The sequence below is a fragment of the Ktedonobacter robiniae genome (assembly GCF_016587375.1).
Lineage (GTDB): Bacteria > Chloroflexota > Ktedonobacteria > Ktedonobacterales > Ktedonobacteraceae > Ktedonobacter > Ktedonobacter robiniae.
In genome coordinates this window covers 2464263-2480787 of record NZ_BNJG01000001.1, presented here as the reverse complement: position 1 = coordinate 2480787, position 16525 = coordinate 2464263, and the positions used below count along the sequence as shown (strand labels likewise).

Annotated in this window: 13 protein-coding genes; 6 read left to right on the top strand and 7 right to left on the bottom strand. The window is 56.2% G+C overall.

The window, feature by feature from the left end:
• Window positions 1–151: 151 nt before the first annotated feature.
• The 4 genes from JMJ04_RS10395 to JMJ04_RS10380 all read left to right on the top strand — a co-directional run bounded on the left by JMJ04_RS10395 (window position 152) and on the right by JMJ04_RS10380 (window position 6564).
• On the top strand, window positions 152–3256 hold the full coding sequence (locus JMJ04_RS10395; RefSeq protein WP_201370438.1) for an FHA domain-containing protein: 3105 nt from the start codon (window positions 152–154) through the stop codon (window positions 3254–3256).
• A gap of 292 nt (window positions 3257–3548) precedes the next feature.
• A complete protein-coding gene (coaBC, locus tag JMJ04_RS10390; protein WP_307811705.1) occupies window positions 3549–4823 on the top strand; it encodes a bifunctional phosphopantothenoylcysteine decarboxylase/phosphopantothenate--cysteine ligase CoaBC in 1275 nt (424 codons plus the stop codon).
• Window positions 4824–4908: 85 nt separating this feature from the next.
• Window positions 4909–5292 carry a hypothetical protein gene (locus JMJ04_RS10385; RefSeq protein ID WP_201370436.1) on the top strand — a complete coding sequence of 128 codons (384 nt, stop codon included), beginning with the start codon at window positions 4909–4911 and terminating at the stop codon, window positions 5290–5292.
• A gap of 282 nt (window positions 5293–5574) precedes the next feature.
• On the top strand, window positions 5575–6564 hold the full coding sequence (locus tag JMJ04_RS10380; protein WP_201370435.1) for an AIM24 family protein: 990 nt from the start codon (window positions 5575–5577) through the stop codon (window positions 6562–6564).
• 87 nt (window positions 6565–6651) lie between these two features.
• On the opposite strand, the gene JMJ04_RS10375 is transcribed toward JMJ04_RS10380, so the two are convergent.
• Genes JMJ04_RS10375 through JMJ04_RS10365 form a run of 3 tightly spaced genes read right to left on the bottom strand, consistent with a single transcriptional unit; the run spans window position 6652 to window position 8163 of the window.
• Window positions 6652–7314: an MEDS domain-containing protein gene (locus JMJ04_RS10375; RefSeq protein ID WP_201370434.1), complete on the bottom strand. Its 663-nt coding sequence runs from the start codon at window positions 7312–7314 to the stop codon at window positions 6652–6654.
• Window positions 7315–7331: 17 nt separating this feature from the next.
• Window positions 7332–7643: a hypothetical protein gene (locus tag JMJ04_RS10370; RefSeq protein WP_201370433.1), complete on the bottom strand. Its 312-nt coding sequence runs from the start codon at window positions 7641–7643 to the stop codon at window positions 7332–7334.
• Window positions 7644–7647: 4 nt separating this feature from the next.
• The gene (locus JMJ04_RS10365) at window positions 7648–8163 is read right to left on the bottom strand and encodes an NUDIX hydrolase (RefSeq protein WP_201370432.1); all 516 of its coding nucleotides are present in this window, start codon (window positions 8161–8163) and stop codon (window positions 7648–7650) included.
• Between the two features lie 81 nt (window positions 8164–8244).
• Between JMJ04_RS10365 and JMJ04_RS10360 the strand changes: the two genes are divergently transcribed.
• Window positions 8245–8505 (top strand): hypothetical protein, encoded by a 261-nt coding sequence (locus tag JMJ04_RS10360; RefSeq protein WP_201370431.1) that lies wholly within the window; start codon window positions 8245–8247, stop codon window positions 8503–8505.
• A 237-nt stretch (window positions 8506–8742) separates the two neighbouring features.
• Here the strand turns inward: JMJ04_RS10360 and JMJ04_RS10355 are convergent, their stop codons facing one another.
• The 3 genes from JMJ04_RS10355 to JMJ04_RS10345 are packed head-to-tail and all read right to left on the bottom strand — an operon-like array spanning window position 8743 to window position 12200.
• Window positions 8743–9729: a uroporphyrinogen decarboxylase family protein gene (locus tag JMJ04_RS10355; protein ID WP_201370430.1), complete on the bottom strand. Its 987-nt coding sequence runs from the start codon at window positions 9727–9729 to the stop codon at window positions 8743–8745.
• A 33-nt stretch (window positions 9730–9762) separates the two neighbouring features.
• Window positions 9763–10485, bottom strand: coding sequence for a response regulator transcription factor (locus tag JMJ04_RS10350; RefSeq protein WP_201370429.1), 723 nt, complete (start codon window positions 10483–10485; stop codon window positions 9763–9765).
• Window positions 10485–12200 (bottom strand): sensor histidine kinase, encoded by a 1716-nt coding sequence (locus tag JMJ04_RS10345; RefSeq protein WP_201370428.1) that lies wholly within the window; start codon window positions 12198–12200, stop codon window positions 10485–10487. The genes JMJ04_RS10350 and JMJ04_RS10345 overlap by 1 nt, the downstream gene beginning before the upstream one ends.
• A 320-nt stretch (window positions 12201–12520) precedes the next feature.
• Here JMJ04_RS10345 and trmD point away from each other — a divergent pair, with 320 nt between their 5' ends.
• Window positions 12521–13243 carry a tRNA (guanosine(37)-N1)-methyltransferase TrmD gene (gene trmD / locus JMJ04_RS10340; RefSeq protein WP_201370427.1) on the top strand — a complete coding sequence of 241 codons (723 nt, stop codon included), beginning with the start codon at window positions 12521–12523 and terminating at the stop codon, window positions 13241–13243.
• A gap of 51 nt (window positions 13244–13294) precedes the next feature.
• On the opposite strand, the gene JMJ04_RS10335 is transcribed toward trmD, so the two are convergent.
• The gene (locus JMJ04_RS10335; protein WP_201370426.1) at window positions 13295–16450 is read right to left on the bottom strand and encodes a DNA translocase FtsK; all 3156 of its coding nucleotides are present in this window, start codon (window positions 16448–16450) and stop codon (window positions 13295–13297) included.
• Between the last annotated feature and the right edge of the window lie 75 nt (window positions 16451–16525).

Here is a 16525-nt window from a genome sequence, read left to right as displayed (position 1 = left end):
CTTATTCTCTATAATGGGCATATTACATACTCAAATATCCGCATTTATCATATCCATTTTTGTAACGCAATCTTTTACCTTACCTCTCGCGGAAAGGAGACGTCGCTGGCGCGTCGTGCATGCTACGCGCGTCCGCTCGCGACAACACTACATGAACGTGGCTCAACCACCGTCCCCAAATCTCGCTTCGCTTGAGTTTCTCTCAGGTCCAAGCGCGGGCTCGGTTCTGCCAGTTGGCAAGCCGGTCCTGCAAATTGGACGCGAGCCGGGCAATGATATTGTTATTTCCGATCCTTCAATCTCCCGCCGCCATGTCCAGCTCTCGCTGGTCAACGGTGCCTGGAAGATTGAGAAACTGGCTCCCCAGAACACACTAACCGTCAATCAGCAGGAGACCCAACAGGCCTTCCTCAAAGCAGGCGATATTGTCTGCATAGGAGGTCGGGTGAACTTCCGCCTGGGCATCCCTACTGCTGCTCCTGCAACGGTAGGCAATGCACCATACGCAGCTTCACCCCAATTGCCACCTATGCCGCCACAGACACCGCCTCAGGCCAGCTATCAACAGGCGGGGTACCAGGTCATGCCGCCACAGGCACCATCTCAGGCTGGATACCAACCCACTATTCAGGCTAATGGACCCATGGGCCTGGGTGGCTCCAAGGCTGGCGCGCCCGAGATCAAGGGCATTCCCACCCTTGAAGTGACAAACTATACTGGGCAGGATCGCCGCGTCTTCCAGCTCGCGCCGGAGAAGCAGGGCTTTAGCATTGGGCGCGCGCCCGACAACGATATCGTGATTGACCGGCCCACCGTCTCGGCCTATCACGCTATTATTCAGCGCCAGGGACAGAGCCTGGTCTTGGTCCATCCGCATCCCAAAACCGGGCGTTCCAGCAATGGCGTGGAGTTCCAGGGACATGTGGTACGCGGCAGCGAATCCTTCCAGCATGCCCTGGCCAATGGTGATACCTTCCGTATTAGCGATGAGCATGGCACCTTTACGACCCTGCTCTTTAAAGATGGCAGTGGCAACTCAAGTGATGCTATTCCCGAGATTCGCCCGATTCAGCTTGGGATGCCTGTCATCACACTGGGTCGCGTCGCTGAGAATACTGTGGTGCTGGACCACCTGCAAATCTCCAAGTTCCATGCCCGCCTGGAACAGGTTCAGGGTGGCTACCGCATTGTTGACCTGAACAGCAAGAATGGACTGTATGTCAATGGCGCACGCATCTCGCGTGGTGCACGCAACCTGGCGCCCAATGACGAGATCCGCATCGGTCCCTTCCGCTTCATCTATACCGGGCAGATGCTCATCCAGCAGGACGAGAGCAATACAATTCGTATTGATGCTATCAACCTCGTCAAAGAGGGCCAGGCCCATCGTATCCTGCTTAATGACATCTCAATCGCCATTCCACCGCGCAAGTTCGTGGCCCTGGTCGGTGGCTCGGGCGCCGGTAAATCAACGTTGATGGATTCCCTCAACGGTCTGCGCCCGGCGACAAAGGGGACCGTGCTCTACAACGGCCAGGACTACTATCATAACCTGGCCGCCTTCAGCACTCAGCTTGGCTATGTGCCCCAGGACGATATTATTCACCGCGAACTGACCGTTGAGCATGCCCTCTATTACGCCGCACGCCTGCGCCTCCCCGATGACGTGACCAAAGAACAGATTCACCAACGTATCGAAGAGGTCCTGGCCGATGTCGATCTGACGCCTCGCCGCCACTTGCTCATCAGCAAACTCTCGGGCGGTCAGCGCAAACGCGTCTCTATCGCGCTTGAGCTCCTGGCGAACCCCAGCGCCTTCTTCCTGGATGAGCCTACTTCGGGCCTCGATCCAGGCTTGGACCGCAAAATGATGACACTCATGCGCCGCCTGGCCGACCGCGGACGCACGATTGTGCTCGTCACGCACGCGACCAACAATATCAACGCCTGTGACTACGTCTGTTTCCTCGCCGCAGGTGGACACCTGACCTACTTCGGACCGCCCGACGAGGCCAAGGCCTACTTTGGCAAGGCAGATTTCGCTGAGATCTATAGCGCACTTGAGCCGACCGACGAGAATCCAAATATTCCCGCCGAGGCTGGGGCACGCTTCCGCCAGTCGCCTGACTACCAGCGCTATGTCGCGCAGCCCCTGGCGCAAAACGCCGCCAAGAGCGCTCAGCTTATGGCCCAACCGGCGGTCATCAAGCCACCCAAGCGCGGCAATCCCTGGAAGCAGTTCCAGATTCTCTCGCGCCGCTATCTTGAACTGTTGCGCAACGATGTGGGTAACCTGGCCATCCTGCTCTTACAGGCCCCCATCATTGGCCTGATCCTCTTCTTTATGACGCAGGCTAACATCTTTAACACCACCAGCATTGTAACCTGTCCTCACCCCAAGAACATGATCACACAGACTGGCAAGACCGACTATGACTGTCAGCAGGCCTATAATCAGATCGATGGACCCCAGGGTGCGATCATTATTAATGGACTCAAAAGCCAGAATCCCCTGCGCTACCAGAACTTGCAGGGTAATGAGCTTAAGAACAAGATCAAGGACGACCTGATTCAGCAGGGATCGGGCGGAGATGCACAGAAGATTCTCTTCATCATGGCCTTCGCCGCCGTTATGTTTGGCTGTATCAATGGCGCACGCGAGATCGTCAAAGAGGCACCCATCTACCGGCGTGAGCGAACGGTGAACCTGGGTATCGCGCCCTATATGTTCTCCAAGATCATCGTCCTGGGCCTGCTCTGCTTGGTCCAGAGCCTGGTCCTGGTCGCCTTTGTGGCCCTGAAGACGCCCTTTAAAACTAGCGTCATCCTGCCACCGTTCCTGGAGATCTATGTCACGATGTGTCTGACCTCCCTGGCGGGCCTCATGCTGGGCCTGATGATCTCGGCCCTGGTGCCCACCAATGACCGCGCCATGAGTATGGTTCCTATCGTGCTCATTCCGCAGGTCATCTTCGCGGGCGTCATTTTCTCACTGGATAGTCCCAAGGCGCTCCAATTCCCGGCAGCCTTCTTCCCGGCTCGCTGGGCCATGGCCGCGATGGGTACCACGATTGGCCTGCGCGGCGATAAGCTTGGCGCAGACGATTTCTCGTATGTCAGCACATTCTTTGGACACGCAACCAAGGGAGAGGCAACCTCGCATCTGCTCCTCACCTGGTTCGCCTTGCTGGCGATGACTCTCATCTTTGGTCTGATCATTGCCTTCTGCCTCAAGCGCAAAGATATTCGGCGTTAAAAAAAAGAAAAGTGGTGCATGAATGACAGACGAAGCCTGTCATTCATGCACCACTTTTCTTTTTTTAATGCATCATCCTTCCTATTTTGTATAATCTCAAATATGGCAATACCGGATTTCTATACGTTCCTTTAAATGTAGTACGTGATTCATGATATATGGTACTTATTGGCAAGGCCCTTGCTCCTTACAATCGGCGTATGCTATTGTAATGGTGTTCTCATTAGGACTGTCCAACACAAGGGAACGAGATCACCTACATGTTACTCAATAGGCATATTATCCTCGGCGTCTGTGGGGGATCGCCTGCTATAAAGCGGTCGATCTGGCCAGTAAGCTACAGCAAGCTGGCGCGAAGGTAGACGTCATTATGACGGAGCACGCCGAAGAATTCGTTCGCCCACTAACCTTTTCAACGATGAGCCACCGCCCAGTTTATAGCGATCTGTGGGAGCCCTCAGGGGAGGCCGCGGAGACACATATTAAGCTGGCGGAGGAGGCTGATATCCTGGCGATTGTACCAGCGACCGCACAGACAATCGCGAAACTGGCTCATGGTTTCACCGATAATATGCTCACCACAGTAGCATTGGCGACGCAAGCACCCTTACTCCTGGCTCCTGCCATGTATAAAGATATGTATACTCATCCTGCGACACAGGCCAATCTGGAGGTGTTGCGGCAACGAGGGGCATATGTTGTCGAGCCAGCGGTGGGACGCCTGGCATCAGGGGCGATTGGACCTGGCCGCCTACCAGATACAGACCTCCTTATGGGGGCCATACGCCTGACCCTGGGTCGCCGCAGTGGAGACCTGGCGGGGAAGCGCGTCATCGTGACGGCTGGCGGGACACAGGAGCCAATTGATCCTGTTCGCTATGTGGGGAATCATTCTTCGGGAAAGATGGGCTACGCCATTGCGACAGAGGCGCGTGATCGTGGGGCTGATGTCGTCCTGGTGACAGGGCCGGTCTCGCTTCCCGCTCCTTATGGGGTAGACCTGATTCGGGTAGAAACGGCCTCACAGATGCGTGATGCCGTCATGGCCACTGTACACGATGCTGATGCCCTGGTTATGAGCGCTGCCGTCGCCGATTTTCGGCCCGCTCATCCCTCTCCTCAGAAAATCAAGAAACACGCGGGAGAGCACCTAGCCATAACCCCTCCTGGGCAGCAGGGGCAGGCGACACCAGACGCTGACACTTCTGGTGGCGGGTTTTCAATACACCTGGTCCGCAATCCAGATATCCTGGCTGAATTGGCTTCTCTTCAGGCAGCGCAGCCACGAAGCAACGCTGGAGAGCAGCCGCGACCGCGGCGACTCGTTCGCGTTGGCTTCGCAGCGGAAACTGAGAATGTCATCTCGAATGCACGCGATAAGCTCGTGCGTAAACAGCTCGATCTTCTCGTGGCAAACGATGTGATGCGCTCAGATAGCGGTTTTGGGGCGGATACTAACAAGGTCTACTTCTTCCATGCTGATGGGTCAATGGAAGACTTGCCCGTTATGCCCAAAGCAGGCGTTGCGGCGGCGATTTGGGATAGAGTTATATCCCTTTTGGCATAGGGTAGCTGGGGGGACGTGGCGCTGTGATGGGAGCTTTTGTTCTAGATATATTGGGTACGAAAAGTACGCAGGAGGAGAATCCCCGATGGATCGCACTGCTAGCGCTGGTTTTGAAGGCATCGCTCAGATGCTGCTCGAGCAGAAAAAATTAATGGATGCGTTGGAAGCGGAGAACCGCGAACTTCGCCGTCAACTGGCTGATCTACGCCGTGGCGTGGGCATCGCTGTCGTCATCGAAGGCAAGACAATTCAGTTGGCAACCGATGGCGGTAGCGCCACCAACCCACAGTCGCAGGCCGCACTACAGAGTCTGCAATCACTTCAGGGCACCCCTCAACCAGCAGGGCAGAACACCTACAATCAGCCGGCACGCTCCAACAATGGGCAGAGCACCGTCAACCTGAATGGCGATAAGCGGGAGAGCAATAACAACGCTCGCAGCCCACTCGCCGATAGCTTCGTGCTCTAAGTCTCTTAACCTATCTATCACGAATCGTATACTCTGTCGCATCCAAATTGGGAACCCCTTTCGGGTTCCCTCTTTTTGATATAAGGGTCCCGTTTACGTCTTTCCTGATAGAACCATCCGCCCGCGAAAATAATTACCGGCGAACGTTGAAATTGATAAAGAGCTATCCGACCGCGCTGTTAAAGCACGCGCTTATATATGATGAGACGAGAAATGCCGTACCATTATATGTAAGCGCGTGCTTTAGCAGCGCGGTCCCGCCACGTTGAAGGAGGATTCTTCATGATTTGCCCCCGTTGCCATAACCAGGTTGCCGACCATGTCAAGTTTTGCGGCACCTGCGGGCAGGATATGCGCGCGGCACAAGCGGCGCCTCAGCACCCCTCCGGGGCCTATAGCGATCCGCAGCCAGCACCAGCTCAAGCCTATGTTCCCCCTAACCAGTTTGAGGAGTATAGCAACAGCGTCTTTGGCAATGTCGTTCCTCGCTCCGAGTTGCATAACCCCAAGGGTCCCCTGCATATCGCGGACATGACCATCACTATCGATGGTGAACTGGTCCCGGTCGTCGATATCATGCTGGGCAACCAGATGCCTATCTATTTCGAACATCACATCCTGCTCTGGAAGCACCCTGGGGTACAACTGGGCTTTAAGTCGATGCGGGGAGCGGCGCGGCGCTTCTTCGCGGGCCTACAGATCTTCATTGGCGAGGCACAGGGTCCCGGCAACATTGCCTTCTCACGCGATTCAGTGGGGCAGATCGTGGCGCTACGCCTGCAGCCCGGCCAGATGGTCGAGGTCCGTGAACACCAGTTCCTGGTCGCCACGGGCAATGTAGATTACAACTTCACCTTTGTCCAGGGCGTCTCCAACATCCTCTTCAGCCGCACCGGCCTCTTTGTCGACCAGTTTACCGCGATGGGCAGCGAGGGCATGCTACTGCTCCATGGCTATGGCAACGTCTTCGAGAAGATGCTTGCCCCCGGCGAGGTCCTCGATATCGAGCCTGGAGCCTGGCTCTGGAAGGATCCCTCGGTCCGCATGGAGATGACCACAGTGGCTGGATCCCAGCGCGGCGGCGGTGGCATCCTGGGCGCGATCAGCAACTTTATGGCTGGCTCCTCTATCACGCTGAACCGCTTTATCGGCCCCGGTCGCGTGGGTATCCAGTCCATGACCTATCATCCACCCACGGCCGAAGGCGCCTCCCAGGCAGGCGGCCAGAACAACATGAATATGAACATCGGCGGCCTGGGCGACCTCTTCTAGCATTTATACCTCGTCAGCAATGAAAGGGGATGATGGCAGGCTTCACCTGCCATCATCCCCTTTCATTGCTGACGAGGTAACACTACCTTATGCGCTGGCAGATGAGCCACCGTTCCCGTTCTTGTCTTTGTTGATACGCAAGATCTTGAGCATATATTGCTCAGAGTTGAGGTAGTAGGGGTTGCGCTTGATATATTTGCCAACCACCGAAATAGGATGCAGTTTGAGCATCTCTACCACCAGGCTGGGCAAGAGCTTGCTGTGATCATAATGGATAAGCGCAATGATTGGTGCATTTTGGAAGGTGAAGACCGCGTCCGAGGCCGCTTCATACTTCAAGACCTGCTCAGGGGTGGCAATATCTTTTGAGAGCCAGGTCATATCAATAGAGATGCGTACCGCCTTCCAGCCCTCGCGCAGGGCCTGGGCAATGAATGTCTGGTGCGATGAGAGCAAGTAATAGGGGTCGAAACGCTTCCCCGCCGCCAGGAAAGCCTCGCGCTCTTCAAACAAAACAAGCTGACCCGAGGCCTCAAGTTGCTCTACATCAATCTGCAATTTTTGTAGCTCGTCGCGAAACTCCTTCACCTGGGCGGGTGCGGCCGCGAACATACACTTCTCTTGTGAGAGCAGGCCGACTTTCATCAAACGCGCCGTGACACCTGGTATCTCTGTCACCTTACTATAAAGTTGGCAGATATGTGAGCCAGGGGGAATGCGCTCAGATTTGCCTTCAACACTAAGATCCATACCTACCTCCACTGGTGCTATTTATTGGCCTGTTCCTTGCGTTGCTCTCGCAGACGCACAGAGCGGTTAATACTGCTCACGGCGAAGGCCGCGGTCGCTCCAAATATAATGATACCTGCCAGAAACACAATCGTCAGCAGCGTGATTAACTTCCCGGTGCTTGATTTGGCCGCGAGCCCCACAAGCAGAGTACATAGTACCATGGGAAGCGTAAACACCAGCCCCCACACAAGCATGACTCTCCACCTCTGCCCGGGCGTGATGGTCTCATTCCCACTAAAGGGCAAGAGTATGCGACGAATGAGCGAATAATCCTGCGGCTGGCTCATAAAGCTATGGTTGCCTCTCTTTACGTTGATACTGTAACCAGCGCGAGAGCATTTCCTCCGCCTGGTACAGAATATGTACTTCATTTTGATAGGTCAGACGACGACAAGCTTCATGCAAGGGGAACCACTCCACCATATCATATTCACAATCATGGAAAGAGGTATCCCCACCAACTGCTTCCAGCAGGAAATGACGCACTTGTTTATGGTATCGTACCTGGTCTCGCACAAAAGAGTATGAGATACTGCCCACATAAGTGATCAATCGTACCTCAAGCCCTGTCTCCTCGCGCACCTCACGAACCGCGACTTGCTCAGCTGTCTCGCCAGGTTGAGGTGTTCCCTTGGGCAAAGCCCATATTCCCGCGTGGCTACGCCCAACCAGCACTACCTCCATGCTGCCCGCTCCCTCCGCTTGCTCATGCTCTCCGGCATATGCCTCGTGCTGCAATAACAATTGCTCCGAGGCCCGCATCGGAACCAGGCGAAACACGACGCCCCCTGCCGAGTACGCTCGCATTGTGCGGTATCGCTCCATTTCTCGCGCTTCAACCCCCCTCTAATTGTACTGAATAGGTCTATAGATGAATGAATTACTACCATGTTACCAGATTGGCAGACTGGTAGCACACTCTATCTTCCTATTCAGTTCGTCATCATTGACTATTCGCGCTATACACGCCCATACCTCATGACAACCCAGGCGTATCTCGCTAGCTTCTCTATCGTAGACGAATATCGAATACACTATACAACATTTTTTCCATCCTGCCCCGTCCTTAGCCATCCTTGGCGATTAGAGCAGATCACGCAAGAGCGCTACTCACGTACACGCCTACAAAGGCGGCTCTCCCATCGGTAGGAACCCGCTTTAGCGCCTACAGGCGATTAATCGCCTGTAGGCGCAGCCCAAAAACGCCTCTGTCTGCACCATCGTGAGGCAAACACGCCCCCTCAAAAAGCAGGCTTACGCCGCACTGCCATAAATGGCATTTGGACGCGCTAAAGCGGGTCTCTACCGAAATGGAGTGCATTCATTATGCGGTTAAAATTATGTGTGAGTATAGCGAATGCGCTTCAGAGTGTCAAGCAGGATAACTCAAGATAACACGCGGCGTAATGCATTGAGGCTCTTCGTCGGCACGTCGGGGGTGAGAGAGCCTCCAGGCGCGAGCAGTAGATGCTTTCCACCCGTGGCTTCAAGCGCACTACCAACCTCGTCCTGCACCTGGCTGGGGCTGGCGCCCTTCTGGAAGGCCCCCTGGCTCAAGCCACCCATGACAACTTTCCCTGAGCGGCGCTGCCCATCGCGCAAGTCGGGATTCCCACTCGCCTCGCTGGCCCAGTTGATGGCATGAATAGGATAACTCGCCAGCAGGTCAAAATGGATGTTCGCGCCACTATTATGGAGCGCCGTACACTTGCTGCGACTCTTCAGTGCGTCGAGAATCTCCTGGTCATACTGCTCGCCAAATTCACGATACTTGTCGGCGGTCAACTGCTCGGTGCTGGCCCAGCCATTGGTTTCATAATAAATACCATGCGCGCCCTGCTCCAGGCAGGCAATCGCAAACGAGGTAATCGTTTCAGAGATAACACGGAGCGCGGCATGCATGGCGTTGCGATCCTCGCGCATCGTCAGGAGCACCTGTTCACTCCCACCCACCAGGATCTGCGCCACCGCCAGGGGAGAGAAGACAGTCTCCAAGAAATAGGCTTCAAAGCCCAGCGCGTGGTTGATCAGTTGCAGCGCTAAAAGCTGCTCGCCCAGCGAGCCCTGGTCAGGCTCAATATGCCGTAGGCGCTTCCAATCGGAGGAGCCACGAATGGGCGTAGTCTCCAACACAGGCGGCATATACTTCTCCGTGGACAGCTTATAGCGCGCTTTCCAGCCTTCCACAATATAGCTCGATCGTGGCGTGACCTTGACATAATCCCAGTCATAGCGGCTATAGCTCTCCAGAGTGGCCTCGGCCAACATCTGGGCGCTGCCTTCACGCTGGTAATCATGCCACCAGGCGCTCACCGGAACCCGGTCAACCGCCTCACCGCGTAGCACGGCTTCAACACGTTCCTTCTTATTCATGCTAGCTTCTTGATCCTTTCTCTGATGCGAGATCTACTGATTGTCTAGCTCTTTGAAGCGGTATCCAATACCACGTTCCGTGAGTATATATTTAGGATGGGCTGGATCTTCCTCTAGTTTCTGGCGCAAATAGGTGATGTAGAGACGTAAATAGTGGGCCTCGTCGCGATACTCTCGCCCCCAGACCTTTGAGAGCAGAGTCTCGTGCGTCATCAGCCGCCCCGCATTGCTCACCAGGTGATAGAGAAGACGGTACTCCGTTGGCCGCAAGACGACCTTCTTGCCGCGCACCATGACCTCGCGACGCGCGAAGTCTATTTGCAGGTCTTCGTCGACCACGATCTCGGTCTTACGCGCCGGGGGGGACATGAGCGAGCGGCGCAGCAGGGCGCGAATACGCGAGAGTAGTTCGGGTGGACTGAAGGGCTTGGCGATATAGTCATCGGCTCCCAGGTCCAGCCCGCGAATCTTATCTTGCTCGCTCTGGCGCACTGTCAGCATCACCACTGGCACGGTCGAGACCTCGCGAATGGCTTTTAAGGTCTCGAAGCCGTCCATCTCTGGCATCATGACATCCAGGACTACCAGGTCAGGCAGGTGCTCGCGTAGCTGATCAAGCGCCTCCAAGCCATTACTGGCCTCGATAACGCGGTAGTGCTCCATTTCCAGGTTCATACGCACAAAGTCGCGGATGCGTGGCTCATCATCCACAATGAGAATGGTCATATCACGCTGATCAAAAACTTCGTTCTCCATCAAAACACCACCATCGGTAACTGTGCCTGCTTCTCGCGCGGCAGGCTAAATGAAAATGTTGATCCCTGACGCAGGGTACTCTCTACCCAGATCCGGCCCCCGTGAGCCTCCACGATGGCACGACAGATATAGAGGCCCAGACCCGTGCCCGGGGTAGACTGCGCCAGGGGATTGCCAATGCGACGAAAACGCTTAAAAATCTGCTCCTGGTCGCGTAACGAGATCCCCATGCCCGTATCGCGTACGCTTACAATAACCTCGTTGCTGGTGGCACGCGCGGAAATGGTAATCTTGAGCTGGCCCGACGAATATTTGATCGCGTTATCCAGCAAATTTTGTAACACTTCTTCAATCCGCTCGCGATCCGCCATGACGCTCGGCAGGTCGGGCGATATCTCAAGCGTGGCCTGCAAGTCGGCGTAGCGTATCTTCAAGCGCCTGATAACCGTCTCGATCAGTGGCTCCAGGTCCAGGGGCGCAATCTCCATCTGGAGGCCATTGGCCTGGATACGCGAGGCATACAACAGGTTCCCCACTAGCTTATTTAAGCGGTCGGCCTCCTCTTCAATCGCAACCAACCGCGTCTGCAAGGCCTGAGGCGCGAGGCGACTCCCAATACGCGCCAGGGTCGAGGCATAGCCCTTGATGATGGCAATGGGCGTCTGTAGCTCATGCGAGACCACGGAGATAAAGGTCGAGCGCTGCTCCTCCTGCTCGCGCTCCAGTGTGATATCATGCACCGTGAGAAAGCCATTGAGCGGCTCCCCACGCGCTGAACGAACACAGGAGGCAGTTACACGCACATCGACGGGCAGGCCATCACGTGTGGTAAAAATCATCTCGCGGTTGACGACACGCTGGCCCGCGAAGGCCTGCAAGATTGGCGATTCCTGCAAGCTTAGCTCATTGCCCTGCCGGTCGCGAGGACGCAGTACCGAGAAATATAATTCCCCCAATACCTCGCTTTCGCGCCACCCGGTCAACTTCTCCATGGCGGGATTAAAATCAATTATCCTTAGCGCGCTATCGACGGTCAGGAGGCCCTCGGTGCTATAGCGAAAGATGGAGGCCAGACGCTCCTGCTCGCTCACCAGGGCCTGAGCCTTAAAGGCACAACGCAGGGACGCGGCCAGTTGCACAATAAACATGCGCAGAGTGGCGTTCTCCTCGCCTCCTTCTTCCGCGTCAGAGTCATATGTATGCTTCCCCTGGCGCACCCCAATCTTCTCTTCATGCACTTCAAAGCATGAGCGGGTACCGGTGGAGCGAAGAAAGTGCAGTGTCCCCAGCGGGCCTGCCGCATCAAAGACGGCAAGTGAGCAAACCTCTAGCTCGTGCCAGGACGCATCCTTCTCCGGCCCTGGTGAAGGTGTTGCCTCAGACTCATGCGGCTCACCGCTGGCGTCATGCGTGCCGTTACTCTCCACCTGCTCCTCAGCATACACCCTCCTGGCCCAGGCAGGCTCCAGAATCTCTATCACCATGGGGTGGCGCGAGGTAGGCTGCAAACCCTCCTGAACGCGCTGTAATAGATCAGGAAGCACCTCCGGGCGCAGGTGATAGGCGATATACTCAACGTTTCGCTGTGGATCAAAGGCCTCATTGGAGATGACAAAGACACCAGCATCGCTTCCTAGCAATTGTATAGCGCTTCCAATCAGAAGAGTTATTTGGTCGTGCAGATCTTCGGACTGATGCGATTGAGACCAGGACATAGGAATAATAGACTCCACTCGACGTTTGATCTGGCAGATGTACGGGCTGGCCGGTTGAAAACCAGGAGTTCGTTAGAAGGTTAAAATTGCTTCTGTCAGTGTAGCACACCTCCTGGCAGAAAGAAAGATACTCTTTATGCGCACCTCCTGCTTTCTTGTCTTTTTTCCCCTCACTTGATATACTTTTCTCTCAATACAGATCACCACTGCGTGGCTCACTGGGGTATTAGGATGTGATGGTGGGCTGGCGGAGCCAGCCCACCATCACATCCTAATACCCCCTGGAGACATACTGCTTCATTAACGACCGGAATATTATCATGCATTTTGATATTTTTACCCTCTTCCCTGGCATGTTTCAGGGGCCATTAACTGAGAGCATTCTCAAGCGCGCCCAGGACCGTGAGCTGCTGAGCGTGGCGCTTCACAACATTCGTGATGCCACAACGGATAAGCATCATGTCGTGGATGATTATCCCTATGGTGGAGGCGCTGGCATGGTCATGAAGCCAGGTCCCATCTTTAACGCCATTGAGGCGGTCCACCAGGGCGGTCCCATCATCTACCTGACGCCACAGGGGCGCCTCTTTAATCAGCAGATCGCGCAGGACCTGGCACAGGAGTCGCGCATCACATTGCTGTGTGGGCACTACGAGGGCATCGATGAGCGCGTGATCCAGCACCTTGTCACCGATGAAATCTCGATTGGCGATTATGTGCTCACAGGGGGCGAACTTGCGGCCATGATCGTTGTTGACGCGGTGAGTCGCCTCCTGCCCGGCGTTCTTGCCGAAGGCTCGACCACTGAGGAGTCGCACTCCAGCCATATGCTGGAATATCCTCACTACACACGCCCGCCCGAGTTCCGTGGCTGGCGCGTGCCCGATGTCCTGCTCTCGGGCCACCACGAGCAGATCGCACGTTGGCGCCGCAAGGAGGCCCTGAAGAAGACGCACCTACGCCGTCCCGACCTTTACGCCCAACTCGACCTCACTAGCAAGCAAGATAAAAAACTGCTCAAAGAGATAGAAGAGGAATTATAGGTGCCATGCATGCCTCCGATCGGAGGCATGCATGGCACCTATAATTCCTCATTACTCTTCCTGGCGAGCGGCGATGTTGCGCTTTGCGGCCTGCTGGCGCAGGAAATCGTTACGGGCACGCTCTTCGGCGGCGATATCCTCCGCGACATCGGCCAGTGAGTCGCCAGATTCATCGGCGTGATGATGCGATCCTCCACCATTGCTGCCATCTAGAATCTCTCGTGCGCGCCCACCTGGCTCGAACTGGCCGATAATGCCTCTATCCTCCAGCAGATCGATCAGGCGGGCCGCGCGTGAATAGCCGACGCGCAGGCGGCGCTGGAGCAGCGAGATGGAGGCACGCCCATACTCGCGCACGATCTCCTCGGCGCGGTCGAGCAGCTCATCATCCAGCTCCACGTCATCGGAGTTTGGCTCATCCTTGATCTCCCAGCCCGGCTCAACGGCCTGAGGCACGGATGCGGCAACTGGATCCTCAGCCCCCTCATTAGCGATGGCCTGGGCCTGCTTGCTCCAGTATTCCACCAGGCGCTCCACTTCCTCATCAGCCAGGAAGGCTCCCTGAATGCGCTCAGGGCGTCCTGCATCCGCCGGGAGATAGAGCATATCGCCGCGTCCCAGCAGCCGCTCAGCACCACCCATATCGATAATCGTGCGCGAGTCCACAGCCGAGCTGACCATGAAGGAGATACGCGTGGGAATATTCGCCTTGATCAAGCCAGTGATCACATCCACTGAGGGGCGCTGCGTCGCGATAACCAGGTGAATACCAGTTGCGCGCGCTAGCTGCGCCAGGCGACAGATCATGGACTCCACCTCTTCGGGGGCAGCCATCATCAGGTCAGCCAGCTCATCGATAATGATCACGATTGCCGGGAGATTATTCAGCGAGGTATCGCCATTGGCGATGCGCTCGCGGCGCATCTTGCGGTAACCGTCCAGGTTACGCACACCCAGTTGAGAGAAGAGGCGATAGCGCCGCTCCATCTCATTGATGGCGTTCTTTAAGAGTGGCACCACCTTATCGACATCAATAACCACGGGCGAGAGCAGGTGCGGAATCCCATTGTACAGGCTCAACTCAACCATTTTGGGGTCAACCATCAGCATGCGTACATCATCGGGCGTGGCCTGCGTCAGGATGCTGGCGATAATCGTATTGATACAGACGCTCTTGCCAGCTCCAGTCGCGCCCGCGATCAGCAGGTGCGGCATACGCGCCAGGTCACCCAGGCGCACCTGACCAGCAACGTCCTTGCCCAGGCCAATAGAGAGCTTGGACTTCCCCTTCGCGGCATGGTACTCTTTGCTCTCCAGCACCTCGCGCAGGGTCACCATGCGACTGTTCTTGTTAGGGACCTCCACACCGACGTAGGGACGACCAGGGACGGGTGCCTCCATACGAATCGTTTTGGCTTCGAGCACCAGAGCCAAGTCATTTTGTAAGGCCATGATGCGGCTCACACGCGTGCGCGTCTCATAAACGATATTCCCGGCGGCATCGAGCGCGGGAATCATCCTGCCGGTTTTGTCGTCCTTGATCATCGAGGCCTTGCCCGTGGGCCGAATACCGAAACGAATCACGGTAGGCCCGATACTGATATCCTCTGGGCGTACCTCGGCATTGACATGGAAGCTGTGCAGGGTCTCCTGGATCAGGCGCGCCAGCTCAGCCGTGTCGTCGCCATAGGCCTGGAGCTTAGTCTCCTCCGCGTTATTGAGCAGTGTGTTCTCTGGCAGTTTCCAGCGCGAGACCACGTTCGGCATGACCTGGGATGGAACATTCTTCGCGCCCTTAGGGATTTTGGGGGCGGTCTCTCCCCCTGGCAGATTTATCGCCTGCTGCTCCTGGCGTTTACCCAGGCGGGGATTGGGCGCGAGCGGCTCCATACGGCTGTTCGCGATCTCTTCGCCACGTTTTGCGCCTGCACGCCGCGCCTGGCTTTCATTGAAGGGCAGTTCCTGCTGGTTAGCACCGCGCACCGATTTGGCATAGCCCCTGGCGTCAAGCGCCGGGGGAACCTTGAGGTCCCGGCGTGGCACAGAACCGACGTGGTGCTTATGAATATTGATATCGTTGCGTGGGTCATCGTCTTCGTCATCAAAGCCGAAGTCCTGCTCAAACTCAACATTCTCATCATCCTCTTCGTCCTCGTACTGCGGAGGAGGAGCGGAACGCCTCTTGGCAGCCATCACGATCTGCTGTACTGCCTCGCGGTCATTGGGGATCGTTGGCGTCTCGTCGATCTCCTCCTCTTCCTCCTCATCATCCTGGGGTCCAATCTTAATACCGGCGCTATTACCAAAGCGACTGAAGCGCGGGCGCTGTCCCAGGAAGGCGGAAATCCGCCGCCTCTCGCTCAGCTCAATCTCATCGGACTCACCTGCGCGCGGTAGGGGATCAGCGACCAGGCGCTGGAAGAAACCGACGACAAGCAGAACATGGCCAAAGGTGATACGGAAGGTAAGGATAATAGCTAAGATAATCAGACCAATCAGGCCCACGTGTGCAACCGCGGTCGGCCAGCCCAGGAGTGGCAGCGCCAGCAGGTCGGCCAGCACGCCCGCCTTGCCATAGCCCAGCAGCAGACGACTCTCTACGAGGAGCAAGATCCAGATAACAACCAACCCCCAGACCATAGAGAGGCGCACCAGGCGTTCATTGCGCAAGCCTTCCATCAGGTGGGCGGCAGCGAAGAGCACCAGCCCTATGGCGAGCGGATAGGCTGACCAGCCAAAGAAGACAAGAAAGAACTGGTTAATATTGCGCAGAACGGGAACCTTACTAAAGAAGGTCAGCGAGCCAAAGAGGAGCAGAGAAAGCACCAGCAGCACACTACTAAATACCCGCTGGCGCTGGTGTGCCTCCAACGAGGCCCATTTCTGCTGCGCCCACTGAAGAAAGCGCGTATCGCTAGTGGCAGGAGGGGGAGCGGCAGAGCGAGGAGACGCGCCCGGACGACTAGAGGCCGCGCCCTTCTTGCGCACGCCCGACGTGGACGCTCCACGACCCGAACGCGAAGGCGAAGACGAAGCGCTGGCACGCGTACGCGGAGTCTGCCCCTGGCGCGAAGAGGGAAGGTTCGTGCGCTGCTCCATTTGAGCCTTCTGTACGCTTTGCGAACCGACCGCGCCCGCGGCGCTACTCACGCGCGAAGTGCCGCTTACCTGGCTCCTCGCCTCTTTTTTCGAGCTACTACCAGCCATAATGAGGTTCCCTCCTGAGTGCATAACGTCGGAGACACCCGTTATGATAGCGCAGATGTTCAAAAGAAGCAAGTA

Excerpts from the sequence above, each read along its gene's own strand:
- JMJ04_RS10365 (WP_201370432.1), bottom strand. The coding sequence starts at position 8,163 with ATGCGAGCGTACTCGGCAGGGGGCGTCGTGTTTCGCCTGGTTCCGATG.
- JMJ04_RS10375 (WP_201370434.1), bottom strand. The coding sequence starts at position 7,314 with ATGGATCTTAGTGTTGAAGGCAAATCTGAGCGCATTCCCCCTGGCTCA.
- JMJ04_RS10380 (WP_201370435.1), top strand. The coding sequence starts at position 5,575 with ATGATTTGCCCCCGTTGCCATAACCAGGTTGCCGACCATGTCAAGTTT.
- JMJ04_RS10385 (WP_201370436.1), top strand. The coding sequence starts at position 4,909 with ATGGATCGCACTGCTAGCGCTGGTTTTGAAGGCATCGCTCAGATGCTG.
- JMJ04_RS10335 (WP_201370426.1), bottom strand. The coding sequence starts at position 16,450 with ATGGCTGGTAGTAGCTCGAAAAAAGAGGCGAGGAGCCAGGTAAGCGGC.
- JMJ04_RS10355 (WP_201370430.1), bottom strand. The coding sequence starts at position 9,729 with ATGAATAAGAAGGAACGTGTTGAAGCCGTGCTACGCGGTGAGGCGGTT.
- JMJ04_RS10345 (WP_201370428.1), bottom strand. The coding sequence starts at position 12,200 with ATGTCCTGGTCTCAATCGCATCAGTCCGAAGATCTGCACGACCAAATA.
- JMJ04_RS10395 (WP_201370438.1), top strand. The coding sequence starts at position 152 with ATGAACGTGGCTCAACCACCGTCCCCAAATCTCGCTTCGCTTGAGTTT.
- trmD (WP_201370427.1), top strand. The coding sequence starts at position 12,521 with ATGCATTTTGATATTTTTACCCTCTTCCCTGGCATGTTTCAGGGGCCA.
- JMJ04_RS10360 (WP_201370431.1), top strand. The coding sequence starts at position 8,245 with ATGTTACCAGATTGGCAGACTGGTAGCACACTCTATCTTCCTATTCAG.
- JMJ04_RS10350 (WP_201370429.1), bottom strand. The coding sequence starts at position 10,485 with ATGGAGAACGAAGTTTTTGATCAGCGTGATATGACCATTCTCATTGTG.
- JMJ04_RS10370 (WP_201370433.1), bottom strand. The coding sequence starts at position 7,643 with ATGAGCCAGCCGCAGGATTATTCGCTCATTCGTCGCATACTCTTGCCC.